The sequence below is a fragment of the Knoellia terrae genome (assembly GCF_048606435.1).
GTDB lineage: Bacteria > Actinomycetota > Actinomycetes > Actinomycetales > Dermatophilaceae > Knoellia > Knoellia terrae.
Genome location: NZ_JBMBWH010000001.1, coordinates 438,104 through 464,537, shown reverse-complemented (window position 1 = coordinate 464,537; position 26,434 = coordinate 438,104). Strand labels below are relative to the sequence as shown.

General features: G+C 71.0%; 25 protein-coding genes. 4 read left to right on the top strand and 21 right to left on the bottom strand.

Annotated elements, in window-relative coordinates:
* Positions 1 to 63: 63 nt before the first annotated feature.
* From ACOJV9_RS02335 to ACOJV9_RS02320, 4 genes are all read right to left on the bottom strand, one after another.
* Positions 64 to 2,520 (bottom strand): GcvT family protein, encoded by a 2,457-nt coding sequence (locus ACOJV9_RS02335; RefSeq protein WP_420183557.1) that lies wholly within the window; start codon positions 2,518 to 2,520, stop codon positions 64 to 66.
* Between the two features lie 117 nt (positions 2,521 to 2,637).
* Positions 2,638 to 3,204: a hypothetical protein gene (locus ACOJV9_RS02330; RefSeq protein WP_420183556.1), complete on the bottom strand. Its 567-nt coding sequence runs from the start codon at positions 3,202 to 3,204 to the stop codon at positions 2,638 to 2,640.
* Positions 3,205 to 3,791: 587 nt separating this feature from the next.
* Positions 3,792 to 5,570: a 3-hydroxyacyl-CoA dehydrogenase family protein gene (locus ACOJV9_RS02325; protein ID WP_420183555.1), complete on the bottom strand. Its 1,779-nt coding sequence runs from the start codon at positions 5,568 to 5,570 to the stop codon at positions 3,792 to 3,794.
* Positions 5,571 to 5,652: 82 nt separating this feature from the next.
* Positions 5,653 to 7,002: a multidrug effflux MFS transporter gene (locus ACOJV9_RS02320; RefSeq protein WP_420183554.1), complete on the bottom strand. Its 1,350-nt coding sequence runs from the start codon at positions 7,000 to 7,002 to the stop codon at positions 5,653 to 5,655.
* A 176-nt stretch (positions 7,003 to 7,178) separates the two neighbouring features.
* On the opposite strand from ACOJV9_RS02320, the gene nucS reads away from it, so the two are divergent.
* Positions 7,179 to 7,874 (top strand): endonuclease NucS, encoded by a 696-nt coding sequence (gene nucS / locus ACOJV9_RS02315; protein WP_420183553.1) that lies wholly within the window; start codon positions 7,179 to 7,181, stop codon positions 7,872 to 7,874.
* 12 nt (positions 7,875 to 7,886) lie between these two features.
* On the opposite strand, the gene ACOJV9_RS02310 is transcribed toward nucS, so the two are convergent.
* Entirely contained in the window at positions 7,887 to 8,510 is a 624-nt protein-coding gene (locus ACOJV9_RS02310) for a histidine phosphatase family protein (RefSeq protein ID WP_420183552.1), read from the bottom strand.
* A gap of 99 nt (positions 8,511 to 8,609) precedes the next feature.
* Here ACOJV9_RS02310 and ACOJV9_RS02305 point away from each other — a divergent pair, with 99 nt between their 5' ends.
* Positions 8,610 to 9,878, top strand: coding sequence for a GNAT family N-acetyltransferase (locus ACOJV9_RS02305; RefSeq protein ID WP_420183551.1), 1,269 nt, complete (start codon positions 8,610 to 8,612; stop codon positions 9,876 to 9,878).
* A 10-nt stretch (positions 9,879 to 9,888) separates the two neighbouring features.
* Here the strand turns inward: ACOJV9_RS02305 and ACOJV9_RS02300 are convergent, their stop codons facing one another.
* The 3 genes from ACOJV9_RS02300 to ACOJV9_RS02290 form a co-directional block, all read right to left on the bottom strand.
* Positions 9,889 to 11,892 (bottom strand): protein meaA, encoded by a 2,004-nt coding sequence (locus ACOJV9_RS02300; protein WP_420183762.1) that lies wholly within the window; start codon positions 11,890 to 11,892, stop codon positions 9,889 to 9,891.
* Between the two features lie 133 nt (positions 11,893 to 12,025).
* Positions 12,026 to 13,063, bottom strand: coding sequence for an acyltransferase family protein (locus tag ACOJV9_RS02295; protein WP_420183550.1), 1,038 nt, complete (start codon positions 13,061 to 13,063; stop codon positions 12,026 to 12,028).
* A gap of 22 nt (positions 13,064 to 13,085) precedes the next feature.
* Positions 13,086 to 13,439 carry an STAS domain-containing protein gene (locus ACOJV9_RS02290; protein ID WP_420183549.1) on the bottom strand — a complete coding sequence of 118 codons (354 nt, stop codon included), beginning with the start codon at positions 13,437 to 13,439 and terminating at the stop codon, positions 13,086 to 13,088.
* Between the two features lie 100 nt (positions 13,440 to 13,539).
* Between ACOJV9_RS02290 and ACOJV9_RS02285 the strand changes: the two genes are divergently transcribed.
* On the top strand, positions 13,540 to 14,208 hold the full coding sequence (locus ACOJV9_RS02285) for a cob(I)yrinic acid a,c-diamide adenosyltransferase (RefSeq protein WP_420183548.1): 669 nt from the start codon (positions 13,540 to 13,542) through the stop codon (positions 14,206 to 14,208).
* A 33-nt stretch (positions 14,209 to 14,241) separates the two neighbouring features.
* Here the strand turns inward: ACOJV9_RS02285 and ACOJV9_RS02280 are convergent, their stop codons facing one another.
* From ACOJV9_RS02280 to ACOJV9_RS02230, 11 genes are all read right to left on the bottom strand, one after another.
* Positions 14,242 to 14,670 carry a DUF2550 family protein gene (locus ACOJV9_RS02280; RefSeq protein WP_420183547.1) on the bottom strand — a complete coding sequence of 143 codons (429 nt, stop codon included), beginning with the start codon at positions 14,668 to 14,670 and terminating at the stop codon, positions 14,242 to 14,244.
* Positions 14,671 to 14,689: 19 nt separating this feature from the next.
* A complete protein-coding gene (locus tag ACOJV9_RS02275) occupies positions 14,690 to 14,959 on the bottom strand; it encodes a F0F1 ATP synthase subunit epsilon (RefSeq protein ID WP_420183546.1) in 270 nt (89 codons plus the stop codon).
* A gap of 130 nt (positions 14,960 to 15,089) precedes the next feature.
* Positions 15,090 to 16,556 carry a F0F1 ATP synthase subunit beta gene (gene atpD, locus ACOJV9_RS02270; protein ID WP_420183545.1) on the bottom strand — a complete coding sequence of 489 codons (1,467 nt, stop codon included), beginning with the start codon at positions 16,554 to 16,556 and terminating at the stop codon, positions 15,090 to 15,092.
* An 11-nt stretch (positions 16,557 to 16,567) separates the two neighbouring features.
* Positions 16,568 to 17,470, bottom strand: a complete 903-nt coding sequence (locus tag ACOJV9_RS02265) for a F0F1 ATP synthase subunit gamma (protein WP_420183544.1) — start codon at positions 17,468 to 17,470, stop codon at positions 16,568 to 16,570.
* A 121-nt stretch (positions 17,471 to 17,591) separates the two neighbouring features.
* A complete protein-coding gene (gene atpA / locus ACOJV9_RS02260; RefSeq protein WP_420183543.1) occupies positions 17,592 to 19,229 on the bottom strand; it encodes a F0F1 ATP synthase subunit alpha in 1,638 nt (545 codons plus the stop codon).
* Between the two features lie 98 nt (positions 19,230 to 19,327).
* On the bottom strand, positions 19,328 to 20,137 hold the full coding sequence (locus ACOJV9_RS02255) for a F0F1 ATP synthase subunit delta (RefSeq protein WP_420183542.1): 810 nt from the start codon (positions 20,135 to 20,137) through the stop codon (positions 19,328 to 19,330).
* On the bottom strand, positions 20,137 to 20,808 hold the full coding sequence (locus ACOJV9_RS02250; RefSeq protein ID WP_420183541.1) for a F0F1 ATP synthase subunit B: 672 nt from the start codon (positions 20,806 to 20,808) through the stop codon (positions 20,137 to 20,139). The genes ACOJV9_RS02255 and ACOJV9_RS02250 overlap by 1 nt, the downstream gene beginning before the upstream one ends.
* A 61-nt stretch (positions 20,809 to 20,869) precedes the next feature.
* Positions 20,870 to 21,076, bottom strand: a complete 207-nt coding sequence (locus ACOJV9_RS02245) for an ATP synthase F0 subunit C (protein ID WP_211254743.1) — start codon at positions 21,074 to 21,076, stop codon at positions 20,870 to 20,872.
* Positions 21,077 to 21,177: 101 nt separating this feature from the next.
* A complete protein-coding gene (gene atpB / locus ACOJV9_RS02240; protein ID WP_420183540.1) occupies positions 21,178 to 21,993 on the bottom strand; it encodes a F0F1 ATP synthase subunit A in 816 nt (271 codons plus the stop codon).
* An 85-nt stretch (positions 21,994 to 22,078) separates the two neighbouring features.
* The gene (locus ACOJV9_RS02235) at positions 22,079 to 22,354 is read right to left on the bottom strand and encodes a hypothetical protein (RefSeq protein ID WP_420183539.1); all 276 of its coding nucleotides are present in this window, start codon (positions 22,352 to 22,354) and stop codon (positions 22,079 to 22,081) included.
* Positions 22,351 to 22,785: a hypothetical protein gene (locus ACOJV9_RS02230; protein ID WP_420183538.1), complete on the bottom strand. Its 435-nt coding sequence runs from the start codon at positions 22,783 to 22,785 to the stop codon at positions 22,351 to 22,353. The genes ACOJV9_RS02235 and ACOJV9_RS02230 overlap by 4 nt, the downstream gene beginning before the upstream one ends.
* A 126-nt stretch (positions 22,786 to 22,911) precedes the next feature.
* On the opposite strand from ACOJV9_RS02230, the gene ACOJV9_RS02225 reads away from it, so the two are divergent.
* Positions 22,912 to 24,294 carry a sugar transferase gene (locus ACOJV9_RS02225; protein WP_420183537.1) on the top strand — a complete coding sequence of 461 codons (1,383 nt, stop codon included), beginning with the start codon at positions 22,912 to 22,914 and terminating at the stop codon, positions 24,292 to 24,294.
* 17 nt (positions 24,295 to 24,311) lie between these two features.
* Here ACOJV9_RS02225 and ACOJV9_RS02220 read toward each other — a convergent pair whose 3' ends face one another.
* Positions 24,312 to 25,586 (bottom strand): serine hydroxymethyltransferase, encoded by a 1,275-nt coding sequence (locus tag ACOJV9_RS02220; RefSeq protein ID WP_420183536.1) that lies wholly within the window; start codon positions 25,584 to 25,586, stop codon positions 24,312 to 24,314.
* Complete coding sequence (locus tag ACOJV9_RS02215; protein WP_420183535.1) at positions 25,579 to 26,328, bottom strand: L-threonylcarbamoyladenylate synthase; 750 nt, start codon at positions 26,326 to 26,328, stop codon at positions 25,579 to 25,581. The genes ACOJV9_RS02220 and ACOJV9_RS02215 overlap by 8 nt, the downstream gene beginning before the upstream one ends.
* Between the last annotated feature and the right edge of the window lie 106 nt (positions 26,329 to 26,434).

Sequence of the window (26,434 nt, the reverse complement as noted above, 5' to 3'; positions counted from 1 at the left end):
GACGTTGGTCCCCTCTCGTGGACCGTTCGATGAGACCTGGGACACAGCTCCGCGGCCGGTCCGTCAGGTCCTCACCCGGGCGCTCGTCGGGTCGTACAGGGGACGGAGGGAGACGCGGGCCGGCACCCGGACGCCGGCGACGTCCACCGTCCACGTGCCCTCGTCGAGCCACGCGGGGGTCACCGGGCCGTCGGCGGCGACGGACGCGATGCCCACCGCCGCGCCCAGCGTCCAGCCGTAGGAGGCGGACCGCACATCACCGACGGGGACGCCGTCGCGCAGCACGACCTCGGCCCCGAAGAGCAGCGGCCCGGGGTCGGAGAGGAGGACCTGCACGAGCCGGTCGTGCCGGGGAGCCACACGCTCGGCGAGGACCGCGTCGCGGCCGATGAAGTCGTGCCCCGGGTCCACGGCGAAACCGAGCCCGGCGCTGCCGACGGTGTCGGTGTTGTCGATGTCGTGACCGAAGTCGCGGTAGGCCTTCTCGAGCCGCAGCGACCCCAGCGCCCTGAGCCCCACCGGAACCAGCCCGTATGCCGTGCCGCGCTCGCGCAGTGCCAGCCAGACCGCGCCCGCGTCCTCTCGGGCGACGTAGAGCTCGTAGCCGAGCTCGCCGACGTAGGTGATCCGCACGAGCAGGACGTCGACCCCCGCGAGGGTGACGCGCCGGGCGGTCCGGAACGGGAACGCCTCGTTCGAGAGGTCGCTGTCGGTGAGCTCGGCCAGCAGCTCGCGCGAGCGCGGGCCCTGGACGTTGAGCTGCCCCGTCGCCTCGGTGACGTCGTCGATGGCCACGTCCGCGTCGCCGACCTGGCGCCTGAGCCAGGCGAGGGTGTGACCGTGCGCGGTGTCCGAGGCGACGACGAGGAAGTCGTTCTCGTCGCGCTTGGTCACCGTGAGGTCGGCCTCGATGCCGCCGTCGGGCCCCAGCCACTGGGTGTAGGTGATGCGGTCGACGTCACCGTCGACGTGACCGGCACTGACCCGCTCGAGGACGGCGCCGGCGTCGGCCCCGGTCACCGCGAAGGTCGCCATGAACGACATGTCGATCAGCCCGACCGCCTCCCGAACGGCGCGGTGCTCGGCCTCCCAGCAGTCGAACCACGGCTGGCGGCTCCACGAGGGGGTGAGCCTCGGGACTTGTCCGTCACCGGCATACCAGTCGGCGCTCTCCCAGCCGGAGACGTCCTTGAGCCGGGCGCCCGCGGCGACCATCTCGTCGTGGACTGGCGAGACGAAGGTGCCGCGACCGGTGGTGAGCTCGACCCCCGGCGTGTGGGCGGCGTACGTCCTGCCGAGGACCTCCATGACCCGGTCGCGCCGGTAGTCGCGGTGGAGCTGGTGGGGCTTGAACCGGGCGACGTCGATCGCGGTGACGTCGACGTCGGGCCGACCGGTCGTGATCCAGTGGGCCATCACGCGGCCCAGCCCGCCGCTGCTGAGGATGCCGACCGAGTTGAGCCCGGCGGCGACGAAGTAGCCCTGCAGCCCCGGCGCCTCGCCGACGGCGGGGAGGCGGTCGGGCGTGAACGACTCCGGCCCGCAGAAGAACGTCCGCACGCCGACGTCGAAGGTCACGGGGACGCGCGACATGGCCGTCTCGAGGGCCGGCGAGACGCGGTCCCAGTCCGGGGGCAGCGTGCCGAACGAGAAGTCCTCGGGGATGCGGTCGAGGTGCCAGGGTGCCGCCACCGGCTCGAAGAGCCCGACCATCATGCCGCCGCCCTCCTCTCGGTAGTAGCCGTAGCGGGCCGGGTCCTCGAAGATCGGACCGTCGGGGTCGAGGCCGGGGATCGTGTCGGTGATGAGGTAGTAGTGCTCCGCGGCCTGGTTGGGGATGACGACGCCGTGTTGCTCCCCGAGCTGGCGGGCCCACATGCCGGTGCAGTTGACGACCGTCTCGCACTCGATGTCGCCGGCGCTGGTGCGCACGCCCGTGACGCGGGGCAGGGCGCCGTCGGTGCGGGTGGTCACGTCGCCGGCGCTCACCCCCTCGACGACCGTGACGCCGAGCGCCCTCGCGCCGCGGACGAGCGACATCGTGAGGTCGACGGGGTTGACCCGGCCGTCGCCGGGGACGTGGAAGCCGGCGACCAGGCCGTCCATGTCGGCGAGCGGGAAGAGGTCCTTCATCTCGGCCGGGCCGATCTCGTGGACCTCGAGGCCGAGGCGGCGCTGGTAGGTCGCGACCCGGCGGTACTCCTCGAGCCGGTCGCGGTCCCCCACCGCCTCGATGACGCCCACGGGCCGGAAGCCGGTGGACAGCCCCGTCTCGGCCTCGAGCCGGGCGAAGAGGTCCCGGGAGTACAGGCGGATCCCGGTCAACGTCTCGCTCGTCGTGCCGAAGCAGGTCATCAGCCCGGCGGCGTGCCAGGTCGTGCCGCTCGTGAGCCGGTCCCGTTCGACGAGGACGACGTCGGTCACCCCGGCGTGGGCGAGGTGGTAGGCGATCGAGGCGCCGATGACGCCACCGCCGAGGATGACGACGCGGGCACGGTCGGGCAGCGCGGAGGAGCTCACGCTCGGAGGCTACCCACCCCGGCCACCCGGACGGCTGCAGCCGGGGTGGCGACGTCGAGGTCGGGCGACACGTGCGGGATCGCGCACCACCACCCGCGTGTCGCCCGATCTCGTCGGTCAGCGCAGGTCGAGCCCGGCCGTGCCGACCCCCAGGTGGCCGGCGAGCCGACGGAGCAGGGCCCGGCGGCGCGGCGGACGGTGGTGGTCCTCGGCGTAGATCTCCACGACCGTCCATGCCTCGTCCTCGGCGAGCGCGCGTCTGGCCTCGTCGAGGCTGCGTCGTCGCCGGCCCCCGTGGTGGCCGCCCTGGTACTCGGCGATGACCCGCTCGCGACGCCAGACGAGGTCGCCCTCGAGCAGCCATCCGGAGGGGCCGTGGATGGCGACATTGAGCTCGGGTTCGGGGAGGCCGGCGCGCACGACGAGGAGCCGCGACCTCGTCTCCATCGGGGAGCGGGAGCCCACCCGTGCCATCTCCAGGGACTGCCTCAGCCGGACTCCTCCGCGTGGCCGGGTTCGGGCAGCGAGCGCGGCGACCAGCCGGGCTCGGCGGTCCGGCCGGGAGCGGGTGCCGCCGTCGGTCTCCTGCCACTCCTCCTCGCCGGGCGCCACCTCGAGGTCGGTGGCCCAGCGCATGAGGACGGCGTCGGCGACTACGACGAGGTCGTCGACGCGTGAGGGCACGCGGGCGGCGCAGCTCCGCCAGGTCGACCCACGTGTCGGCCGGCGAGGTGACGGCGAGCCCACCGAGCTCCCGGACGACACGGACCTCGGGGCCGCGGTGGCCCCGGCATCCCCGCCGTTCGATGGACGGCCGCACACTCTCTCGCATGACGTCCAGGTCGGGGCCCTCCTCGGCCCACCGCGGCAGGGGCAGGCCCCAGAGCCGGGCCGCCGTGACGTGGCTGAAGACGATGTCGTCCGGAAGGACCAGCGCGAAGGCGCGGCACCGGTCGGCCAGCGCGTCGAGCTCGACGGTCGCCCTGACCCCCCGGGTGACCCGGCGCAGCCCGGCCGCCCGCCACTGGGCGTCGCTCAGGCCCATCGACCTCGCGTCGAGCAGCGAGAGGACGGGCGTCGCGGGGTACGCGTCGGCGGCCGTGACAGCACTGTGGCCGATCCGCGAGGGCGGGCCCCGGCGTCATCCACAGGCTCGGACGAGATCGGGTGACACGCGCAGGATGCCGCGGGCTGCCGCGCGTGTCACCCGATCTCGACCCCTGACCCGCGGTCACCGCACGCGCGGCGCCGTGGGACGGAACGGCAGGGGGTCAGGCGTAGGTGCGGAACCCGCGCCCGGACTTGCGACCGAGGTAGCCGGCCGTCACGAGGTGCTCGAGCAGCGGCGCCGGCGCGTAGCCGGGCTCCCGGAACTCGATGTAGAGCTCACGCTCGATGGCCAGCGACACGTCGAGTCCGACCACGTCGAGCAGCTCGAACGGTCCCATCGGCAGGCCGCAGCCGGTCTTCATCGCCGTGTCGATGTCGTCGGCGGTGGCGTAGTTGGCCGACAGCATCTTGACGGCGTCGTTGAGGTAGGGGAAGAGGAGCGCGTTGACGATGAACCCCGACCGGTCGCCACACGTCACCGGGTGCTTGCCGATCTCGCGACAGAGCTCCTGCACGGTGGCGACGACGTCGTCGGCGGTCGAGACGGTGTGGACGACCTCGACGAGCCTCATCACCTGCGCGGGGTTGAAGAAGTGCATGCCCACGACGTCCTGCGGACGTGAGGTGACCTTGGCGCAGTCGATGATCGGCAGCGACGACGTGGTCGTCGCGAGGATCGCCCCGGGCTTGCAGATGCGGTCGAGGTCCTCGAACAGCTGCTGCTTGAGGTCGAGGTCCTCGGCGATCGCCTCGACGACGAGGTCCACCTCGGCGAGGTCGGCGCGGGAGGTGCTCGGGCGCAGGCGCGCCAGGAGTGCGTCGGCCTCCTCCCGGGTCGTGCGACCCTTCTCGACGGCTCGCGCCTGCGACCTCTCGATGGCCGTACGCACCTCGGCCAGGCGCTCCTCGGTGCGGGCCACGAAGGTGACCTCCTTGCCGGCCTTGGCGAAGACCTCGACGATCCCGGTCGCCATGGTGCCCGAGCCGACGACACCGACCGAGCTCACCTCGCGCACGCTCACACCGGGGGCGACGCCCTCGCCGGGCGTCTGCGCGTCGGTGACCACCTCGGGCGAGCCGGCCGCGGCATACGTGTAGAAACCGCGTCCGGTCTTGCGACCCTTGAGACCGGCCGAGACCATCTGCTTGATGATCGGGCTCGGCGCGTGGAGCCGGTCGCGGCCCTGCTTGTACATCGTGTCGAGGATCTCGTATGCCGTGTCGAGACCGATGAGGTCGAGCAGCGCCAGGGGGCCCATGGGATAGCCACAGCCGAGCTTCATGGCCGCGTCGATGTCCTCGCGGGTGGCGTAGCGGCTCTCGAACATCGACACCGCGTGGTTGAGGTAGCCGAAGAGCAGGGCGTTGGCGATGAAGCCTGCCTTGTCGCCGACGATCACCGGCTTCTTGCCGATCCGCTCGGCGAGCGCCTTGACGTCCTCGAAGACGTCGTCGGCGGTGATCACCGTGCGGATGACCTCGACGAACTGCTGGACTGGCGCCGGGTTGAAGAAGTGCATCCCCACGACGCGCTTCGGGCTGCTCGTCGAGGCCGCGATCTCGGTCACGGGGAGGGACGAGGTGTTGGTCGCGAGGACGGCCTCGGCGGAGACGATCGCGTCGAGCTTGGCGAAGATCTCCTTCTTGAGGTCCAGGTGCTCGGGCACGGCCTCGACGACGAGCTGGCAGTCGGCGAGCGACTCCAGTGCGGAGGCGTAGGTGACGTGCCCGTGCAGGGCGTCGTAGGCCTGCTGGTCCATCTTCCCGCGCTCGAGGGCGCGACCCGTCGACTTCGTGAGGAAGGAGCGCCCGCGCTCGACCGCCTCGTCCGTCACGTCGACCGCGACGACGTCGATTCCGTTGCGCGCGAACACCTCCACGATGCCGGCACCCATGGTGCCCAAGCCGATGACGCCTACTGTGGTGAACTCGCGTGACATGGTGGCGAGTCTCCCAGAGTGGGGTTCCCGTGTCGTCACCCTCCCGACGTGAGCCTGCCCACCCCGCGAGGGTGACCGGGCGTCAGTGCGCCCCGGCGGACGCCAGGCCGGTGACCTCGCCCTGCTCGGCGGTGATGCGGGAGGGCCGCACGAGCACCAGCAGGACGACGGCTCCCAGCCACACCGCACCGGTCATCACCACGGCCATGCCGACGGCACTGCCCGTGCTGACCAGGCCGGTCAGCGGGGTGATGACGCTCGCCAGACCGAACTGCACCGCGCCGAGCAGCGCCGCGGCGGAGCCGGCGGCCTCCCCGTGTCGCGAGAGGGCGAGGGCGGGGGTGTTCGGGAAGGACAGACCCACGGCGAACATGACGAACCACAGCGGCACGAGGACCAGCACCAGTGGCGCCTCGGTCAGGGCGGCGACGAGCAGGGCCGTCGTCGCGACCATCCCCAGCCCGACCCCGGCGGTGAGGATGTGCTGGGGCTCCCACCGGCGCAGCAGGAACGGGTTGACCTGGGTCGCGACGATCAGTCCCGCGGCGTTGACGCCGAAGAGGATCCCGAACTGCTGCTCGTCGAGGCCGTAGTACTCCTGCAGCACGAACGACGATCCGGCCACGTAGGCGAAGAGGGCACTGAACATCAGGCCGGCGAGCAGCACGAGGCCGACGAACGTCTGGTCGCGCAGCAGGCCGGCATACGTGCGCAGGGTCGCACCGATCCGCGCGGGGCGTCGGCGCGCGACCGGGAGGGTCTCGTCCATCCCGCGCAGCGCGACGACGAAGAGCACGGCGGCGACCAGCGCGAGGGCGACGAAGATCCCACGCCAGCCGGTGAGCTGGAGCAGGAGGCTGCCGAGCGACGGGGCGAGGATCGGGGCCACCCCGATGACGAGGGTGAGGTGGCTGAGCAGCCCGGCCGCCCGACGCCCGGTGAACAGGTCGCGCACGACGGCCATCGCCGTGACGGCGACGGCTGCGCCGGAGATGCCCTGACCGACGCGAACCGCGGTGAGCACCTCGATGGAGGGCGCGAACGCGGCGAGGACGGACATCGACGCGTGGGCGGCGATCCCGCTGAGCATGACCCGCCGACGCCCGACGGCGTCCGACACCGGCCCGAGCACGAGCTGCCCGAGACCCAGGCCGAGCATGATGCCGGTCAGCGTGAACTGCACCTGGGGCTCGGTGGCCCCGAGCTCGTCCGCGAGGGTGGGCAGCGCGGGCAGGTAGGTGTCGATGGTCAGGGGGCCGAGGGCCACCAGGGCACCGAGGACGAGGACCATCCGCAGGTAGGCACGTCCGACGGGGACCGGCGTGGGCCGCGTCACCGCGGCCGGCGTGGGCCGTGGCTCGGTGAGGACACCTCCGCCGCCGATCGGCTCGGCGAGGACCTGGGGAGATGAGGGGACGGGGCGCGCTGGCACTGCTGGCTCCTGGGACGTCGGATTCGTTCACGGTTGCGGCGCGCACCAATGAGCCCGCATCACCACTGTGCAAGGAGGGAGCGTGCGATCGCATTCCCACCCGCGCGTGCTCGTTAGTACCCGCTGGAGCCCGGGGGGGCTCGGTCCGCTCCCCGAGGGACGACTAGGGTGACCCGGTGCGAGTGGTGATCGGGACCTGCAGCGTCGACTACGACGGACGCCTCAGCGCCCATCTCCCGCTGGCGACCCGGCTGCTCATGGTCAAGGCCGACGGCTCGGTGCTCATCCACTCGGACGGTGGCTCCTACAAGCCGCTGAACTGGATGTCGCCGCCGTGCGCCATGGCGGAGGTCGAGCCCGACGAGGCGGAGGTGGCCGAGGGGGTGACCGCGGTGTGGGTGGTCCAGCACGCCAAGTCCGAGGACCGCCTGCGGGTGCGCCTGCACGAGGTGCTCAGCGACACCAGCCACGCCCTCGGGGTCGACCCCGGCCTCGTCAAGGACGGCGTCGAGGCCCACCTCCAACGGCTGCTCGCCGAGCACATCACGACGCTGGGCGACGGCTTCACGCTGACCCGGCGCGAGTACATGACGCCCATCGGGCCGGTGGACATCCTTTGCAAGGACGCCCGGGGGGCGAGCGTCGCGGTCGAGATCAAGCGGCGCGGCGACATCGACGGCGTCGAGCAGCTCACCCGCTACCTCGAGCTGATGAACCGCGACCCCCACCTCGCGCCGGTCACCGGTGTCTTCGCCGCCCAGCAGATCAAGCCGCAGGCGCGCACCCTGGCCGAGGACCGCGGCATCCGCTGCGTCGTCCTCGACTACGACACCCTCAAGGGCATCGACAACAGCGAGCACCGTCTTTTCTGACCCGGGACCTGCTCACACCACCGAGCGGTCGGCGCTCCCCGGCCACGACAGGATCGCGACGTCGTCGGCGTCGATGCTCACCTCTGCCACCGCGCAGTTGGGCAGGAACATCTGTGCCGCGAGGTCGTCGCGGACGTTGCGCCCCATGCGCGGCAGGCAGAACGACATGACGGCGCCGTGCGAGAACACGAGCACCGTCTCGCCCCGGTGCAGGTCGGCGATCTCCTCCAGCGCCCCGCGGTAGCGCCGCAGCAGCTCCTCCCCGCTCTCACCGCCCGGCACGGAGGTGCCGAGGTGACCGGCCCTCCACGCCTCGTAGACGCCGAGCAGCTCCGGGTCGTCGTGCTCCCGTCCGGCGAGAAGTCCGACCGAGAGTTCCTCCAGTCCGTCGACGACCCGCCAGCCGACGCCGAGAGCCTCCGCGGCCGCTGCCGCCGACTCGCTCGCCCGACGCAGGTGGCTGGAGTAGACGGCGGCCACCTTGCGGTCCGCGAGTGAGGCGGCGAGCGCCCGCACCTGCTCCACTCCGGTCTCGGTCAGCCACCCACCGTCGTCGGACAGCACCCGCGCGTGCGGGTAGTCAGCATCACCGTGGCGGGCCACGAGGATCGTCGCGGGACACTGCAGGTCGCTCATCGCCTCACCTTCCCATGCTCGACCGACACCACGCCCGTATGCCGTCCGCCCACCCAATTCGGTCGACACCGCGGCGCCGCGGCTGGTTGGCTGGACGGCGTGACCGACGACCTCGACTTCGAGACGCTCGACCTGCACGCAGAGGACGCCGCTGACGACCCGCGCGTCCGCGGGTGGCTCGATGCGATCCTGCGCGGCTTCCTACAAGGACGCCCGACCGACGGCTTCCGCGAGAAGTGGCTCCTCGTCGCCCGCGCCGACGGGGCGGTCAACCGCGGGGTCTGGGACTCCCCCGCCGCGGGGCTGCCCGCCGACGTCCCGGTCGCGACGTTCGCCCACTTCGTCAAGGACCTCAACGCCGGCGCCTCGATGGTCCCCGCCTGGATGATCACCGACGTCACGGTGGCACCGACCCACCGCCGCCGCGGCCTCATGCGTCGCCTCATGACCGAGAACCTCGAGGCCGCCGTCGCCGCGGACGTCCCCGTGGCGGTGCTCACCGCGTCCGAGGGTGGGATCTACCAGCGGTTCGGCTTCGGCCCGGCGACCCGAGAGGCCCGGGTCCGCGTCGACACCTCCTCGCGCTTCCGGCTCCGCGACCGTCCGCGCGACGGTGGGCGCGTGCTCATGGCCGACCCCGGCGAATCGTGGCCGGCACTGGCGGCGGCGACCGCGCGCCACCACGAGGTGACGCGTGGGGCACTGGGCCGGCCGGCGTACTACGAGGAGTGGCTCTCGGGCTACGACTGGGACGAGCAGAGCGAGGACCGCAAGCTCCGCCTCGGCATCCGCGTCGATCCCGACGGGGAGCCGGACGGCTACGTCGCGTACACCGTCAAGGAGGAGGACGACGCAGGCGAGGTCAAGGTGCACGACCTCGTGACGGCCAACGCGACGGCATACCTCGACCTGTGGCAGTTCCTCGCCGACATCGACCTGGCCCCGGTCGTCACTGCGCCTGCCCCCGCCGTCGACCCGCTCGCCCACGCGCTCGTCGACCACCGGGTGCGCCGGGTGACCTCCGTGCCCGACCACCTGTGGGTGCGCATCCTCGACGTGCGCCGCTGCCTCGAGGCGAGGCCGTGGTTCGCCGACGGCTCGCTCGTCCTGTCAATGGCCGACCCCCTGGGTCATGCCGAGGGAGCGGTTCGCATCGACGCCTCCGGCGGCCGAGCGGCCGTCACCCCGTCGCGGGACGCTCCCGACGTGACCCTCGACGTCGAGACGCTGGGTGCCCTCTACCTCGGCGACGTCGCGGTGGACCCGCTGGCACGCGCCGGGCGGGTCAGGGGCAGCGACGAGGCGCTGGCCCGCTTCGCCGACCTCGCCGACGGGTCACCCTCGCCCCACTGCGTCACCCACTTCTGACCCACCGAGGCTAGGCAGGGGCGCCCAGCCGCGACTCCCGGATGACGTCGACGAACCTCGACATGATGTCGTTGAGGCCGAAGTCCTTGGGAGTGAACACCTCGGCCACGCCGAGGACCTTGAGCCGCGCGGCGTCCGACTCGGGGATGATCCCTCCGACGATGACCGGGATGTCCCCGGCGCCGGCCTCGCGCAGACCGTCGAGCACCTCGGGGACGAGCTCCATGTGTGACCCGGACAGGATCGAGATCCCGACGAGGTGGACGTCCTCGGAGACCGCTGCGGCGACGATCTGGGCCGGCGTGAGCCGGATGCCCTGGTAGATGACCTCGAAGCCGGCGTCGCGCGCCCGCACGGCGATCTGCTCGGCGCCGTTGGAGTGACCGTCGAGGCCGGGCTTGCCGACGAGGAGGCGCAGCGTCTCGCCCAGCTCCTCACGCAGGCCGCTGACGCGCTCGCGCACGGCGGACAGCTCGGTTCCCGCGGCGCCGCCGGTGAGCCCCACCGAGCCGGTGACGCCGGTCGGCGCCCGGAACTCACCGAAGACGTCGCGCAGGGCCTGGGCCCACTCCCCCGTCGTCACCTCGGCGCGGGCGCACTCGAGCGAGGCCTGCATGAGGTTCTCGTCGGTTTGCGCGGCCGAGCGCAGCCGGTCGAGCGCAGCCGCCGCCCGGTCGCGGCGGACCGGCTCGGCGTCCCTCGCCTCGCGCCAGGCGCGCACGGCAGCCGCGGCCGCGGCCTCCACTCCGGGGTCGACGGTCTGGATGGCCGTGTCGAGGTCGGCCGTGAGCGGGTTCGGCTCGGTGGTCTCGAAGCGGTTGACGCCCACGATGACGTCCTCACCGGTCTCGATCCGCTGGCGGCGCAGCGCGTGCGAGGCGACCAGGGCCGACTTCATGTAGCCGCTCTCGACGGCGGCGACGGCGCCACCGAGGTCCTGGACGCGCGCGATCTCGGCGCGGGCCCCGGCGACGAGCTCGGCGACCTTGGCCTCGACGACGGCCGAGCCCTCGAAGAGGTCGTCGTACTCGAGCAGGTCGGACTCGAAGGCGAGCACCTGCTGCATGCGCAGCGACCACTGCTGGTCCCACGGACGCGGCAGGCCGAGGGCCTCGTTCCACGCCGGCAGCTGCACCGCGCGAGCGCGTGCCCCCTTGGAGAGCGTGACGGCGAGCATCTCGAGCACAATGCGCTGCACGTTGTTCTCGGGCTGGGCCTCGGTGAGCCCGAGCGAGTTGACCTGCACGCCGTAGCGGAAGCGGCGCTGCTTCTCGTCGGTGACGCCGTAGCGCTCCCGGGTGAGCTCGTCCCACAGCTGGACGAAGGCGCGCATCTTGCACATCTCCTCGACGAACCGCACGCCCGCGTTGACGAAGAACGAGATGCGGGCGACGACCTCGCCGAAGCGCTCCTGCGGCACCTGCCCTGCGTCGCGGACCGCGTCGAGGACGGCGATCGCCGTCGACATCGCATAGGCGATCTCCTGCACGGGCGTCGCGCCCGCCTCCTGCAGGTGGTAGCTGCAGATGTTGATCGGGTTCCACTTCGGGATCTCGGCGACCGTGTAGCTGACCAGGTCGGTGATCAGCCGGAGCGACGGCGCCGGGCCGAAGACGTACGTCCCGCGGGACAGGTACTCCTTGATGATGTCGTTCTGCGTCGTGCCCCCGAGCGCCCTGACGACGGTGGCCGGGTCCTCCCCGGCCGCGTCGGCCTGCTCCTCGGCCGCCACCTGGTACATCGCGAGCAGCCACATCGCCGTCGCGTTGATCGTCATCGAGGTGTTCATCCGGCCCAGCGGGATCTGCTCGAAGAGGGCCCGCATGTCGCCGATGTGCGAGATCGGCACCCCGACCTTGCCGACCTCCCCGCGGGCGAGCACGTGGTCCGGGTCGTAGCCGGTCTGCGTCGGCAGGTCGAAGGCGACCGAGAGCCCGGTCTGCCCCTTGTCGAGGTTGCGGCGGTAGAGCGCGTTCGACGCAGCGGCGCTGGAGTGACCGGCATACGTGCGCATGACCCACGGCCGGTCGCGCTCGGGTCGAGCGGGGACGGAGGCGGGCACCAGTGCGGCGAAGCGGTCGTCGGGCATGCGTCGGACGCTACCGGCGGGTCCGGTGGCGAGACAGGCCCTCAGCCGGTGAGAGTGCTCACGCCGCCACCTCGACGCGAGGACGGCGCGAGGGCGACAGAGCGTCGATGACGCGCTCCACCGGACCCCGGCCGACGAAGCGGCCCCAGGCCCAGGCGCCGGCGACGCTCACCCACACGAAGAAGAGGAACGGCAGCCAGCCGCCCGCCGGGAACACCGGGATCACCGGGACGAGCAGGACGACGTGCGCGACGTAGAGCGAGAGCGCGACCTGCCCGATGACGGCCAGCGGCCGCAGCAGCGTGCCCGCGGACGGGCGTCGTTGCCGAGCGATGTCGCTCGCCATGACCAGCCCGTATGCCGCGAACGCGAGTCCCGTCTCCTGCACCTGGTCCGGGTGGTCGCCGGAGAAGACGACCGGCATCCCGAGCAGGTCGAGCGCGAAGGCGGCCCACACCATGGCCAGGCCACCCATGAGGCACCACCAGGACGCCTGCTCGTCGTGCAGGCCGCGGCGGGCCAGCACCGCACCGACGAGGAAGATCGGCAGCAGCGTGAGCACCCGGTAGTGGGTGTTGAGCAGGAGCCACTGGACCAGCGGGTTGCTCGCCCACGCCGCGGTGGGTGCCTGACCACCGGCGACTCCTCCCGCCGCGCGCGTCACCGCCTCGAGAACCGGAGGCCCGGCCACGAAGAGGACCGCGGCCAGTCCGAGGAGCCACCGCGTGCCCAGGACGAGCAGCGGTGTCCCGACGATGACGAGCAGCCCGAGGATGTGCAGGATGACGGCGACCCAGTGGTCGAGCTGCTCCAGACCGACCCCGAGCAGGATGAGCGCGAGCCCGCGGACGAGCGCGCGGGCGGTCCCACGCAGCGCGGACGGTCCGGGGAAGACCAGGCCCGCCGCGGCGCCCATGACGAGGGCGAAGAGCGGCGAGGCCAGGTCGTTGACCTGCAGCAGGAGGAACATGACCGCCTCCGGCACGCGGTCGCTGATGAACGGCAGCGCGTGGGCGACGACCATCGCCACCACCGCGACACCCCGCGCGGCGTCGAGGCCGAGGACGCGTGCGGGGGTGGAGCCGGAGGTCGTCACCCGGCCAGTATCGAGGACGCGGTCAGCTGACGGCGACGGAGACCACGGGGTCGGCGGGACCGACGAGGTGGCCGAGGCGGGCGCGACGGAGCAGCCGGTGGGTGCGGGGGTCGGCATCGACGATCCGGAAGGACCGTGAGCCGCGGCGGGCGCGGCGCAGGCACTCGACGATCACCCCGAAGCCGGTCGCGTCACCGATCTCGCACTCGGCGAGATCGACGAGGAGGTCGTCGCTGCCGTCGTCGACGATGCGGTGCAGGACCATCCGCAGGTCGGGCACGGAGTGGATGTCGAGGCGACCGCGCAGGGAGACGTGGTGCCCCACGTGGTCACGGCGCTCGTCGAGCGTGACGATCGTGTGTGCAGGATGCCCCATGGCGTCCCCCTTCCCGTGACGACCATTGAACGTGACGCAGCCCACGTGGGCCACGAGCCACGGGTAAAGAATCGGCAAAGGTATCTGGCAGGCTCGCCCCATGGTCAACCTCACGCGCATCTACACCCGCACCGGCGACGACGGCACCACGTCGCTCGGGGACTTCAGCCGCACGACGAAGACCGACCCGCGGCTGGCGGCCTACGCCGACGTCAACGAGGCCAACGCCGTGGTCGGCGTGGTCCTCGCGACCGGTACCCTCCCCGACGACGTCAGGGCGATCCTCACCCGCGTCCAGAACGACCTCTTCGACGTGGGTGCCGACCTCTGCACCCCGCTGCTCGAGAACCCGGAGTACCCACCGCTGCGCGTGCAGGCCGAATGGGTGGACGAGCTGGAGGCCGACTGCGACACCCAGAACGCCAGGCTCGAGAAGCTGCGCTCCTTCATCCTGCCCGGGGGCACGGTCGCCGCCGCGCACCTGCACCAGGCCACCACCGTCGTCCGGCGGGCGGAGCGGAGCACGTGGGCGGCGGTCGAGCACCATGGGACCGACGTGGGCACCGCCAAGGGCGAGGGCGGGATCAACACCCTCACCGCGGCCTACCTCAACCGGCTCTCCGACCTGCTCTTCATCCTCGCGCGCGTGGCCAACCTCGACGCCGGAGGCGACGTCCTCTGGCAGCCGGGTGGCGGTCGGGCCGAGGCGCCCACCACCAAGGCCGGGGCGGTCGCCGTCGACGACGACCCCCTCACCGACGACGACTGACGTCTCCGGACGACGGGAGCTCGGCGACCGTGGTCAGGCGACGTTGACGTTGAAGCCGGGGGGCGAGCTCTCCAGCCAGGCCCGGAGCGCGGTGTAGGCCGCCGGGCTGAGGGCGAGCTGGTAGTCGGAGTTGGCCGAGATCCCCCGCACGCTCACGGCGTCGGCCGGCAGTCCCGGGACGGGCTCCGCGAGGGGCGACGGTGCTCCCAGATCGAGCTCGTGGCGCATCCAGGAGTGCTCCGGGCTCAGGGACGGACCGACGACCGAGAACCAGTCGAGGTTGTCACCGGCGATCCGGGCCAGGCCCAGCCGCCACCGGCGTTGGCCCGTGCTCACCGCGCAGATCATCAGCGGTTTGCCACCGGAGATCCAGCGGCGGCGCAGCCAGACGAACAGCAGCGACAGGAGCAGGACGCCGACCACCACCGCGAGCACGAGCTCGGCGGTGACGAGGGGCGTCATGGCACGTCCCGCCCTGGGCTCAGTTGCCCATGCCCGAGGCGTCGACGGCCTCGGCGAGGATCGTCACCCGGTCGTGGTCGACAGAGAGGAACCCGCCGTCGACGGTCGCGGTCCGGATGCCGCCCTCGCCGTGGATGCGGACCTCGCCCTCGACCAGCACACCGAGCAGGGGGGTGTGGCCGGGCATGATGCCCAGCTCACCTTCGATGGAGCGGGCACTGACCTGGCTCGCCTCGCCCTCCCAGACCTTGCGGTCCGCGGCGACGAGTTCGACCTGCAGCTGGCTCACGTGTTCCTCCGGGGAGTGGGGTGGGTCTGAAGTGTACCGGCGCCGGATGGGTGCTCCGGCGCCGTGCTCCTTGACACCAGCAGGGCCGACACCGCGCGCGGCACCGGCCCTGCTGACGTCACGGGACGGGTCAGAGGTTCTTCTGGATCTCCGCGGCCTGGCGCTCGACGTCGTCGAGACCACCGCACATGAAGAAGGCCTGCTCCGGGAAGTGGTCGAAGTCGCCGTCGGCGATCTTCGTGAACGCCTCGATCGTGTCGGCCAGCGGCACGGTCGAGCCCTCGATGCCGGTGAACTGCTTGGCGACGTAGGTGTTCTGGCCGAGGAAGCGCTGGATGCGACGGGCCCGGTTGACGAGGATCTTGTCCTCCTCGGACAGCTCGTCGATGCCGAGGATCGCGATGATGTCCTGCAGCTCCTTGTTGCGCTGGAGGATCTGCCGGATGCGCACCGCGGTGTCGTAGTGGTCGTCGGCGATGTAGCGGCGGTCGAGGATGCGTGACGTCGAGGTCAGCGGGTCCACGGCCGGGTAGATGCCGAGCGAGGCGATCTCGCGGGAGAGCTCGGTCGTCGCGTCGAGGTGGGCGAACGTCGTCGCCGGCGCCGGGTCGGTGTAGTCGTCGGCCGGCACGTAGATCGCCTGCATCGAGGTGATCGAGTTGCCTCGCGTCGAGGTGATGCGCTCCTGGAGGGTGCCCATCTCGTCGGCGAGGGTCGGCTGGTAGCCGACGGCGGACGGCATACGACCGAGCAGGGTCGACACCTCGGACCCGGCCTGGGTGAACCGGAAGATGTTGTCGATGAAGAGCAGCACATCTTGGTTCTGGACGTCACGGAAGTACTCGGCCATGGTCAGGGCCGAGAGGGCGACGCGAAGACGCGTGCCCGGCGGCTCGTCCATCTGGCCGAACACGAGGGCGGTCTGTCCGAGGACGCCGGCCTCCTCCATCTCCACCATGAGGTCGTTGCCCTCACGGGTGCGCTCGCCGACACCGGCGAACACCGACACACCACCGTGGTTGCGCGCCACGCGGGCGATCATCTCCTGGATGAGGACGGTCTTGCCGACGCCCGCCCCACCGAAGAGGCCGATCTTGCCACCCTGCACGTAGGGGGTCATGAGGTCGATGATCTTGATGCCGGTCTCGAACATCTGGGTCTTCGGCTCGAGCTGGTCGAAGTCGGGCGCCTTGCGGTGGATGCCCCAGCGCTCGGTGACCTCGAACGTCTCGCCCTCCTCGAGGTTGAGCACCTCGCCGGTGGCGTTGAAGACCTTGCCGAGGGTCGCGTCGCCGACCGGCACGGTGATCGGGCCGCCCGTGTCCTGCACCTGGGAACCGCGGACGAGGCCGTCGGTCGGCTGCAGCGAGATCGCGCGGACCATGTTGTCGCCGATGTGCTGGGCGACCTCGAGGTTGAGGTTCTTGCTCTCGCCGCCCAGCTCGACGCTCGTCGTGAGCAGGTTGTACTGCTCCGGCATGGCGTCGACGGGGAACTCGATGTCGACGACCGGGCCGATGATGCGCGAGACGCGGCCCACGCCGCCGGGGGTCTTGTCGTTGCCCGAGTGGTCGGTGTCAGTGACAGTGGCAGTCATTAGGTTCTCTCTCACTTGCTCTCGGCCAGGGCGCTCGCGCCACCGACGATTTCGCTGATCTCTTGGGTGATCTCGGCCTGGCGGGCCTGGTTGGCCAGCCGGGTGTACTTCTTGACGAGCTCGTCCGCGTTGTCCGTCGCGGACTTCATCGCCCGCTGGCGGGCGGCGAGCTCGGAGGCCGCGGCCTGCAGCATGGCGTTGAACAGCCGCGAGTTGACGTACTTGGGCAGCAGGGCGTCGAGGACCTCCTCGACGCTGGGCTCGAACTCGTAGAGCGGGAAGAGGTCGCCCTCGCTCGGGGCCTCGGTGCCCTCGACGATCTCGAGCGGCAGCAGCCGGATGACCTCGGGCTCCTGGGTCACCATCGACACGAAGCGTGAGAAGACGATGTGCACCTCGTCGACCCCGCCCTCGGAGTCGGTGTCCTTGAGGAAGTCGTCGACGAGGCGCTGGCCGATCTCGCGGGCACGCTCGAAGGCGGGCTTCTCGGAGTCACCGGTCCACTCGGCCGCGAACTCGCGTCCGCGGAAGGAGTAGTAGCCGACGGCCTTGCGTCCGAGGAGGTAGGGGACGGCCTCCTTGCCCTCGTCACGCAGCCGCGCGATGAGACGCTCGGACTCCTTGAGCACCGCCGAGCTGTATGCACCGGCGAGGCCGCGGTCCGAGGTGATGACGACGACCGCCGCGCGGGTCACCGTCTCCTTCTCGGTCGTGAGGACGTGCTCCTCGTTGGAGAAGGTCGCGACCGCCGAGACCGCCCGCGTGATGGCGCGCGCGTAGGGGCTCGACGCGCGCACGGCCTGCTGGGCCCTGACGACGCGCGCCGCGGCCATGAGCTCCATGGCCCGCGTGATCTTCTTCGTCGCGCTGACGGAGCGGATGCGCTGCCGGTACTCCCGGATCTGCGCTCCCATAGGTTTCCGCCTTTCGTGGTTTCTGTGCTGCTCTGCGAAAAGTTCGTATGCCGTCGGGTCGCCGTGGGCGCCCGCGCCTGCCGGTCCGGGTGGTCACCGAGGTGACCACCCGGACCACGGGTCAGCGCTTCTGCTTGACGATCTGCTCCTGCTCGGAGTCCTGCGCGTCGGCGCCGCTCTCGGTCTCGTCGCCGATCGGCAGGTTCTCCTTGTCGGAGGGCTCGAAGCCCTTCTTGAAGGAGTCGATCTCGGCCTTGAGGGCCTCCTCGGTGGACGGCTCGAACTTGCCCGTCTCGCGGATCGCGTCGAGGAGCTCGCCCTTGCTGCGACGGAGGTGACCGAGGAAGTCGGCCTCGAAGCGGCGGATGTCCGCGACCGCGACGTCGTCGAGCTGACCGGTGGTGCCGGCCCACACGGAGACGACCTGCTCCTCGACCGGGAACGGCGCCGACTGCGGCTGCTTGAGCAGCTCGACGAGACGGGCCCCCTTGGCGAGCTGGGCCTTGGAGGCCGGGTCGAGGTCCGAGGCGAACATGGCGAAGGCCTCGAGCGCACGGAACTGGGCCAGGTCGAGCTTGAGTCGACCGGACACCGACTTCATCGCCTTGGTCTGGGCCGCGCCACCGACGCGGGAGACCGAGACACCCACGTCGACCGCGGGGCGGACGTTGGAGTTGAAGAGGTCGGCCTGGAGGTAGATCTGGCCGTCCGTGATGGAGATGACGTTGGTCGGGATGTAGGCCGAGACGTCACCCGCCTTCGTCTCGATGATCGGCAGGCCGGTCATCGAGCCCGCGCCCAGCTCGTCGCTGAGCTTCGCGCAGCGCTCGAGCAGGCGGGAGTGCAGGTAGAAGACGTCACCGGGGTAGGCCTCGCGGCCCGGCGGACGGCGCAGGAGGAGCGAGACGGCGCGGTAGGCCTCGGCCTGCTTGGACAGGTCGTCGAAGACGATGAGGACGTGCTTGCCCTGGTACATCCAGTGCTGACCGATGGCCGAGCCGGTGTAGGGGGCGAGGTACTTGAAGCCGGCGCTGTCGGAGGCCGGGGCGGCGACGATGGTGGTGTACTCCATCGCGCCGGCGTCCTCGAGGGTGGCGCGGACCGACGCGATCGTCGAGCCCTTCTGGCCGATCCCGACGTAGATGCAGCGGACCTGCTTGGACGGGTCGCCGGTCTCCCAGAACTCCTTCTGGTTGATGATCGTGTCGACCGCGACCGTGGTCTTGCCGGTCTGGCGGTCACCGATGATGAGCTGGCGCTGGCCGCGACCGATGGGGGTCATGGCGTCGACCGACTTGAGGCCGGTCTGCAGCGGCTCGTGCACCGACTTGCGCTGCACGACCGAGGGCGCCTGGAGCTCGAGCGCGCGGCGCTCGTCGCTCTGGATGTCGCCGAGGCCGTCGATGGGGTTGCCCAAGGGGTTGACGACGCGGCCCAGGTACGCGTCACCGACGGGGACCGAGAGGACCTCCCCGGTGCGCTTGACCTGCTGGCCCTCCTCGATCTTGGAGAAGTCACCGAGGATGACCACACCGATCTGGTGGACGTCGAGGTTGAGGGCGAGGCCCAGCGTGCCGTCCTCGAACTCGAGCAGCTCGTTGGTCATGCACGAGGGAAGGCCCTCGACGTGGGCGATGCCGTCACCGGCGTCGCTGACTCGGCCGACCTCTTCGCGGGAGGCCGCGCCGGGCTCGTAGGACTGGACGTAGGTGTCCAGTGCGTCCCGGATCTCCTCCGGACGGATCGAGAGCTCCGTCATGTGATCTCTTCTCCTCGGTTACCGGCCCCGGTGGGACCGAAGTGTGGAATGTCTCTGGTCGTGCTGTTCAGGTGTCGAGCAGTGCTGCGGTGTGGCGCTCAGCCGGCGAGGTCGCGTCGGACGCGGTCGAGCCTGCGCACGACCGTCCCGTCGACGACCTCGTCGCCGATCTGGATGCGGATCCCTCCGACGACGGTCCGGTCGAGCACCGTCTGGAGGCTCACCGGCTTGCCGTAGATGTTCTCGAGCGCCGCCTTGAGACGGGTCTCCTGGTCGTCGTCCAGGGCGATGGCGACGGTGACCAGTGCGGTGAGCTCGTCACGACGAGCGGCCGCGAGCTTGAGGTAGCCCTCGAGGATGCGGTCGAGCCGACGGCCACGTGACTTGAGCACGGCCTGCTCCACGAGCCGGATCGTCCCGACGGCGACCTTGCCCTCCAGCAGGGTGCGCACGATGCGGGCCTTGCCCTCCACATCGGTGTTGCGGCTGCCGAGGGTGTCGCGCAGGCGCGCGTCCCCGGCGACGATGCGCTCGAACCTGAACAGCTGGTCCTCGACGTCGTCGATGGCACCGGCCTTCTCGGCGCTGGCGAGCAGGGCACTGACGGCGAGCGCCTCCAGGGTGTCGCTGAGGTCGCCCTCCTCGCTCCAGCGCTGCGCGACGACCTCACCGGTGAGGGTGACGGCCGCCTCGCTGACCTTGCCTCCGAAGAGCCGGTCAGCCAGGGCCCGCTTGGCGTCTCCCTCACGGGAGGGGTCGGCGAACGCGCGGCGCAGGCCGATGTCACCGTCGATCGCGCCGGAGATCGCGAAGAGCTCCTCCGCGAGCGCAGCGCGGTCGACTCCCTCGAGGGCCGAGTCGAGGGCCTTCTCGGCCGCCACCCGCGCACCCCGCGACGAGCCACGCATCAGGCGTCCCGTCCTGCGGTGCCGTCCTGGCCGAGGTCGAGCACACCCTGGGAGGGCGGCTCGGACCGGGGGCCGTCGGTCGTGACCGGCGCGCCTGCACCGACCTTCTCGGGGCGGACCGCGCCGCTCTCGAGCTCGGCGAGGAAACGGTCGATCATGCCCTTCTGGCGGACCTCGTCCTCGAGCGACTCTCCGACGATGCGGCTGGCCAGCGTGGTGGACAGGGCGCCGACCTCGGAGCGGAGCTGGACGGAGGCCTGCTGGCGCTCGGCCTCGATCTGCCGCTTGGCCGACTCGGTGATCCGGCCCGCCTCCGCCTGCGCCCTCTCGCGCATCTCGGTGACGATCGAGGCGCCCTCGGCACGCGCCTCCTCACGGATGGCGTTGGCCTCGGTGCGGGCCTCGTGCAGCTGTGCTTCGTACTGCTGCAGGGCGGCCTGGGCCTGGGCCTGGGCCTCCTCGGCCTGCTCCATGCCGCCCTCGATGGCGGCACGACGCTCCTCGTACGCCTTCTCCAGGTTGGGGACGACCTTGGTCGACACCACCCAGTAGAGGATCCCGATCATCACGAGGCCGAAGATCAGCTCGGGGATGTGCGGGATGAGGGGCATCTTGGCGCCCTCGGCAGTCGCCAGAGAGACGACCGTCGACGGTGTGGCGGTGAACTGCACGGATACTCCTAGTGCTTCGAACCAGTTCGGGGATGGGCCGTGGCCCGGTGGGCCGCTGGCGTCAGATGAAGAAGAGCACCAGGCCGAAGATCGCGAGCGCCTCGGCGAGCGCGAAGCCAAGGATGGCGATCGGCTGCAGGAGGTTGCGCGCCTCGGGCTGACGGGCGACGCCGTTGATGTAGGCAGCGAAGATCAGGCCGACGGCGATGGCCGGGCCGATGGTCGCAAGGCCGTAACCGACGAGCGAGAGGTTGCCTTCCACGATGATTCCTCTTTCGTGTTTCTGTGGTCCCCCGAAGCCGTCTGCCGCGGGGAAGAGATGGGGTCGAGCTATGCAGTTGTGGGTCGAGCAGCTGGGGAGGTGACGACTCAGTGGTCGTCGGCGAGCGCGCCGGCGATGTAGCTGGCGGCGAGCAGGGTGAAGACGTACGCCTGGAGGAACTGCACGAGCGCCTCGAAGACGAACATCGCGGCGGCCATGACGAACGTCGGGAGGGACAGCAGCTTGAAGGCGATCCCCTGGGTGAGGAAGAACGCGCCGGCGCTGACGAAGAGCACGATGAGCATGTGCCCGGCGAACATGTTGCCGAAGAGTCGCAGCGCCAGCGTCAGCGGGCGGGTGATGAAGTAGGTGATGAACTCCAGCACGAAGATCGCGGGCTTGATCCAGCCCGGCAGGCCCGGCGGGACGAGGTGCTTGAAGTAGCCGCCGAGGCCCATCTTCTTGATGCCGATCCAGTGGTACACGACGTAGACGACGAGGGTCAGCGCGATCGGGAAGCCGATGCGACCGAACGTCGGGTTCATCACCGGCGGCAGGATGCCGAACCAGTTGTTGAGCAGGATGAGCGAGAAGAGGCTGAAGAGCAGCGGCACGAACTTGAGGAAGTGCTTGGTGCCGATCATGTCGCGGGCGATGCCGTTGCGCGCGACGTTGTAGAAGCCCTCCATGTAGAACTGGCCCTTGGAGGGGACGATCGCGGCCTTCTTGGACAGGGCCACCATGACGACGCTCAGCAGGAGGACGGAGACGCCGCCCCAGACCATCTGCTCGGTGATGGCCCAGTCTCCCTCGCCGATCAGCGGAAGCCAGAAGATGTCGGGGGTCGGGGTCTCGAACCCCTCGCCACCCTCGGCGGCACCGACGGCGGTCGTGGTCCCTGCAGCAAGCGCAGTCAGGATCACAGGTGGGTCTCCTCGTTCATGGTGGTGGCGGCACCCTGCAATCGCGGCTCAGTCAGGAGCCGCTTGCAGCCGATGGTCAGGGGCGTCACGACGTACCGTACCGGAGCCAGATGACGTACAGCGACAGAGCCATCCCCGCCAGGATGCCCACGACGACGAGGAACCCCGTGCCGAGGAGGGCGTCCAGGCCCCACCCGATCGCGCCGAAGACCGCGGGTCCGGTGAGCAGGTAGGCGATGACGGTGGCGCCGAGCGCGTCGGCCCGGGCGGTGGCGCTCGGGAGCTCCGGGTCGTCGTGCCAGGTGGCGAAGGGCTCGTGGCCCTCGACGCCCTTGGGCAGCTTGCGGTCGTCGTCGGTCATGACGCCGCCCCCCCGTCGAGCGAACCGGGGGCGATCTCGTGGCGCGAGCGCACGTAGCCGACGACCTGGCCCACCTGCACCACGAGGGTCTGGCAGATGGCCGAGAGCGCGAAGGCGCGGCCGTCCAGCCAGTCGACCCCGCGCAGCGCGAGGATGACGGTGACGATGAGGATGAGCTGGCCGAGGTAGACGACGCCGGCGCCGGCCATCGACGTCGCCGCCGGTCCGAGGACGACGGCAGTGATGCCGAGGAGGCCGACGACGAGGATGACGAAGACGGTCAGGGCGCCGGCGAGCGCGGACAGCGCGGCCTGCTCACCGGCATACGCCCAGAAGGCCCCGGCGAGGACGGGGAGGGCGATCATCCCGGGCAGGAGAGCACCCCGCAGCATCATCCGGACCGGGGTCCGTGGCGCGGGGGGCGAGGTCACTGGCGTCGCTCTCGTCGAGGGGCGGTCCGGGCTTGTGAAAACTATCACAAGCGCCCCCGCGCGGCCAACCTGCCGAGCCCCGAGGGCGTCCCGGGGACGCGGGCACGTGCCAATACACTTCCCGGCATGAGACAGCGGCTCCTGGTCGGCCTGGCCTGCGCCGACGCCGCACTCCTCTTCGTCGCCTTCGTCGCGGCGTCCGTCAGGCAGTTCGGCGGCCACCCGTTCAGCGACGCCGTGGTCGTGCAGACCCAGGCGCGGGGCCTCGTGCAGATCCTCGTCATCTCACTGGTCAGCTCCCTCCTCGGGAGCGCCCTCATGGTCGCCGTCATGCCGCAGGGCCCTCCCCGCCCGACCTACAGCCGCGCGGTGCTCGCCGCCCTCTTCGCGTTCTTCGCGATCACGGCGGTGATCGTGCTCGTACGGCCGTACTACTCGCGGCCGCACCTCTTCACGACGCTCGGGATCTGGCTCGTCCTCGTGCTGCTGCTGCGCGCGGTGCTGCGGCTGCGCCCGTGGACGGAGCAGATCCTCGTCGTCTCGCACTCCGACGGCATCGTGCGCTCGCTTGACGCGACCCCGCACATCACCGTCGTGGGGGTCATCGACCCCGACGCGACCGGCCCCCTGTCACCCCCTCCCCCGGACACCGTCCTCGTCGTCGACCTCAGCGCGGCATGGTCTCGCGAGGTCACCCGCTACGTCTCCGCCACCTCGGTCGCCGGGCGGGAGGTGCGTACGCTCAACGACGTCTACGAGCAGCACACCGGCCGGATGCCCCTCGGGCACCTCTCCGAGGGCTGGGAGGTCGAGACCTCGCTGCTGCGCAAGCTGCCGTTCCTGCCCCTGAAGTACGCCGTCGACCTCGTGCTCGTCGTCCTCACCATCCCCCTCTGGATGCCGGTCGTCGCCGTCACCGCCATCGTCGTCCGCCTCGCCGACGGGAGCCCGGTGATCTTCCGCCAGGTCCGGGTGGGCCGCCGGGGTGAGCTCGTCGAGCTCTTCAAGTTCCGCACGATGCGTGCCGACGCCGAGGCCGAGGGCGCCCGCCAGGCCTCGGGTGACGACCCCCGCATCACCCGGCTGGGGCGGTTCCTGCGCAGTGTGCGGCTCGACGAGCTGCCGCAGTTCTTCAACGTCCTGCGCGGCGAGCTCTCCCTCATCGGACCGCGCCCCGAGCAGGTGACCTTCGTCGAGAAGTACCGCGAGGCGATCCCCTTCTACGACCAGCGCCACCTCGTCCGCCCGGGGATCACCGGCTGGGCCCAGGTGCGGCACGGCTACGCCGCGTCGGAGGAGGAGACGATCGAGAAGCTCTCCTACGACTTCTACTACCTCAAGCACATGTCGCCGCTGCTCGACCTCGAGGTCCTCGCGCGCAGCGTCTGGACGGTCGTGTCGGCCTCGGGCACGACGCCGCGGCTGCGGCCGTCGGCCGAGGAGGCCGCAGCGCTCGAGCTCGAGGCCGCGGAGCAGGCAGCCGACGACCGCCGGCAGCACCCCTCCTGACGCCCTCCGGGCTGGGGTCAGCGGGCGTATGCCGGGAAGCGCGTCACGAGGTCGGTGACCTGCGCGCGCACCTCCTTCGAGACCTCGTGGTCGGGGTCGGCGTCACCCTCCACCACGGCGCGCGCGATGAGCTCCCCGATGGTGCGCATCTCGTCCTCGCCCATCCCCTGCGTCGTGACGCACGGCGTGCCGACCCGGATGCCGCTCGCGACGCTCGGCTTCTGAGGGTCGAACGGGATGGCGTTCTTGTTGAGCGTGATGCCTGCGGCGTCGCAGCGGGCCTCGGCGTCGGCGCCGGTGACGTCGACGGGCTGGAGGTCGTGCAGCGACAGGTGGGTGTCGGTGCCGCCGGTGGTCGGGCGGATGCCCCTCTCCCCGAGGGTCTGCGCGAGGACCCGGGCGTTGGCGACGACCTGGGCGGCATACGCCGCGTACTCGGGCGTCGCGCATTCCTTGAAGTTCGTCGCCTTGGCCGCGATGGTGTGCATCTGCGGGCCTCCCTGCATCATCGGGAAGACGGCCTTGTCGATCGCGGCGCGGTGCTCCTCGGTGCACACGATGGCACCGCTGCGCGGTCCGCGCAGCACCTTGTGCGTCGTGAAGCTGACGACGTCGGCGTGCGGCACCGGACTCGGGATCGCCTTGCCGGCGACGAGGCCGATGAAGTGCGCGGCGTCGACCCAGAAGATCGCGCCGACCTCGTCGGCGACCCGGCGGAAGAACTCGAAGTCGATGAGGCGCGGGATCGCGGAGCCACCCGCGAGGATGACCTTGGGACGGTGCTCCTTGGCCAGCCGCTCGACCTCGGCGTAGTCGATGTCCTCGGTCTCCTTGTCGACGCCGTAGTGAACAGCGTTGAACCACTTGCCCGAGAACGAGACCTTGGTGCCGTGCGTCAGGTGCCCGCCGTGCGGGAGGCTCATCGCGAGGATCGTCTCGCCGGGCTTGAGGAAGGCACCGTAGACGGCTTGGTTGGCGCTCGCGCCCGAGTGCGGCTGGACGTTCGCGTGCTCGGCGCCGAAGAGGGACTTGGCCCGCTCGATCGCCAGCGACTCGGCCTTGTCCACCTCGGAGCACCCGCCGTAGTAGCGACGGCCGGGGTAGCCCTCGGCGTACTTGTTGGACAGGGTCGACCCCAGCGAGGTGAGCACGGCCGGTGAGGACATGTTCTCGCTGGCGATGAGCTGCAGGCCACCGCGCAGCCGGTCGAGCTCGGAGACGAGGACCCCGGCGATCTCTGGGTCGAAGGACTCCAGCGCGGCGAAGTCCGAACCGTAGAAGGTGTCACTCATGGTTGCTCTCCTCCGAGAGGTCTGGGGTCGGTGCTGCTGTGGAATCCGTGGTGTCCGTCGGCTCCGGCGGTCCTGTCGGCTCTGAGGTCGGGTCTGTCGGCAACTGTAGGTGCTCCGCCGCGACGGCCAGGATCTCCTCGCCGTCGATGGCACCGTGGCGCAGGATGACCGGTGCGTCGTGGGTGCAGTCGACGATGGTCGAGGGCAGTCCGCCGGTCACGGGGCCGCCGTCGAGGTAGAACTGCACGGACGGACCCAGCTGGGTGGCAGCGTCGACGACGGTGCGCGACGCCGGGTGCCCGGTGCGGTTGGCGCTGCTCACCGCCATCGGACCGACCTCGCGAAGCAGCTCGAGGGCGACCTCGTGGTCGGGCATGCGCACCGCGACGGTTCCTCCGGTGTCACCGAGGTCCCACATGAGGGAGGGCTGCGCCTTGAGGACGAGGGTCAGCGGGCCGGGCCACCACTTCTGGATGAGGGCCCGGGCGTACGCCGGGACGTCGGTGGCGAGGCCGTCGATCGTGCGCACGTCGGCCACGAGCACCGGCGGCGGCATCTCACGGCCCCGGCCCTTGGCGTCGAGGAGCCGCTGGACCGCGTCGGGCGTGAACGCGTCGGCGCCGATGCCGTAGAGGGTGTCCGTGGGCAGGACCACGAGATCGCCCTGCCGCACACCGGCGGTGGCCTTGGTGATGCCGTCGCGGCGCCCCTCGGGGGTCGTGCAGTCGAAGACCGGACTCATGGGGCTCAGCCTAGGACCGTGCCGGTGGGCGGCCGCCCGCGGGGAGCGGTCGGTCGCGTGACCTGCGCACTTCCCCGGAAATCGCCACGCCGGCTTCCCGCATTTC

Coding starts and splice junctions, on each gene's coding strand:
- ACOJV9_RS02215 (WP_420183535.1), bottom strand. CDS start 26,328: ATGAGTCCGGTCTTCGACTGCACGACCCCCGAGGGGCGCCGCGACGGC.
- atpD (WP_420183545.1), bottom strand. CDS start 16,556: ATGACTGCCACTGTCACTGACACCGACCACTCGGGCAACGACAAGACC.
- ACOJV9_RS02225 (WP_420183537.1), top strand. CDS start 22,912: ATGAGACAGCGGCTCCTGGTCGGCCTGGCCTGCGCCGACGCCGCACTC.
- ACOJV9_RS02280 (WP_420183547.1), bottom strand. CDS start 14,670: ATGACGCCCCTCGTCACCGCCGAGCTCGTGCTCGCGGTGGTGGTCGGC.
- ACOJV9_RS02255 (WP_420183542.1), bottom strand. CDS start 20,137: ATGCGTGGCTCGTCGCGGGGTGCGCGGGTGGCGGCCGAGAAGGCCCTC.
- ACOJV9_RS02300 (WP_420183762.1), bottom strand. CDS start 11,892: ATGCGCACGTATGCCGGTCACTCCAGCGCCGCTGCGTCGAACGCGCTC.
- ACOJV9_RS02235 (WP_420183539.1), bottom strand. CDS start 22,354: ATGACCGACGACGACCGCAAGCTGCCCAAGGGCGTCGAGGGCCACGAG.
- ACOJV9_RS02285 (WP_420183548.1), top strand. CDS start 13,540: ATGGTCAACCTCACGCGCATCTACACCCGCACCGGCGACGACGGCACC.
- atpA (WP_420183543.1), bottom strand. CDS start 19,229: ATGACGGAGCTCTCGATCCGTCCGGAGGAGATCCGGGACGCACTGGAC.
- ACOJV9_RS02220 (WP_420183536.1), bottom strand. CDS start 25,586: ATGAGTGACACCTTCTACGGTTCGGACTTCGCCGCGCTGGAGTCCTTC.
- ACOJV9_RS02325 (WP_420183555.1), bottom strand. CDS start 5,570: ATGTCACGCGAGTTCACCACAGTAGGCGTCATCGGCTTGGGCACCATG.
- ACOJV9_RS02310 (WP_420183552.1), bottom strand. CDS start 8,510: ATGAGCGACCTGCAGTGTCCCGCGACGATCCTCGTGGCCCGCCACGGT.
- ACOJV9_RS02265 (WP_420183544.1), bottom strand. CDS start 17,470: ATGGGAGCGCAGATCCGGGAGTACCGGCAGCGCATCCGCTCCGTCAGC.
- ACOJV9_RS02290 (WP_420183549.1), bottom strand. CDS start 13,439: ATGGGGCATCCTGCACACACGATCGTCACGCTCGACGAGCGCCGTGAC.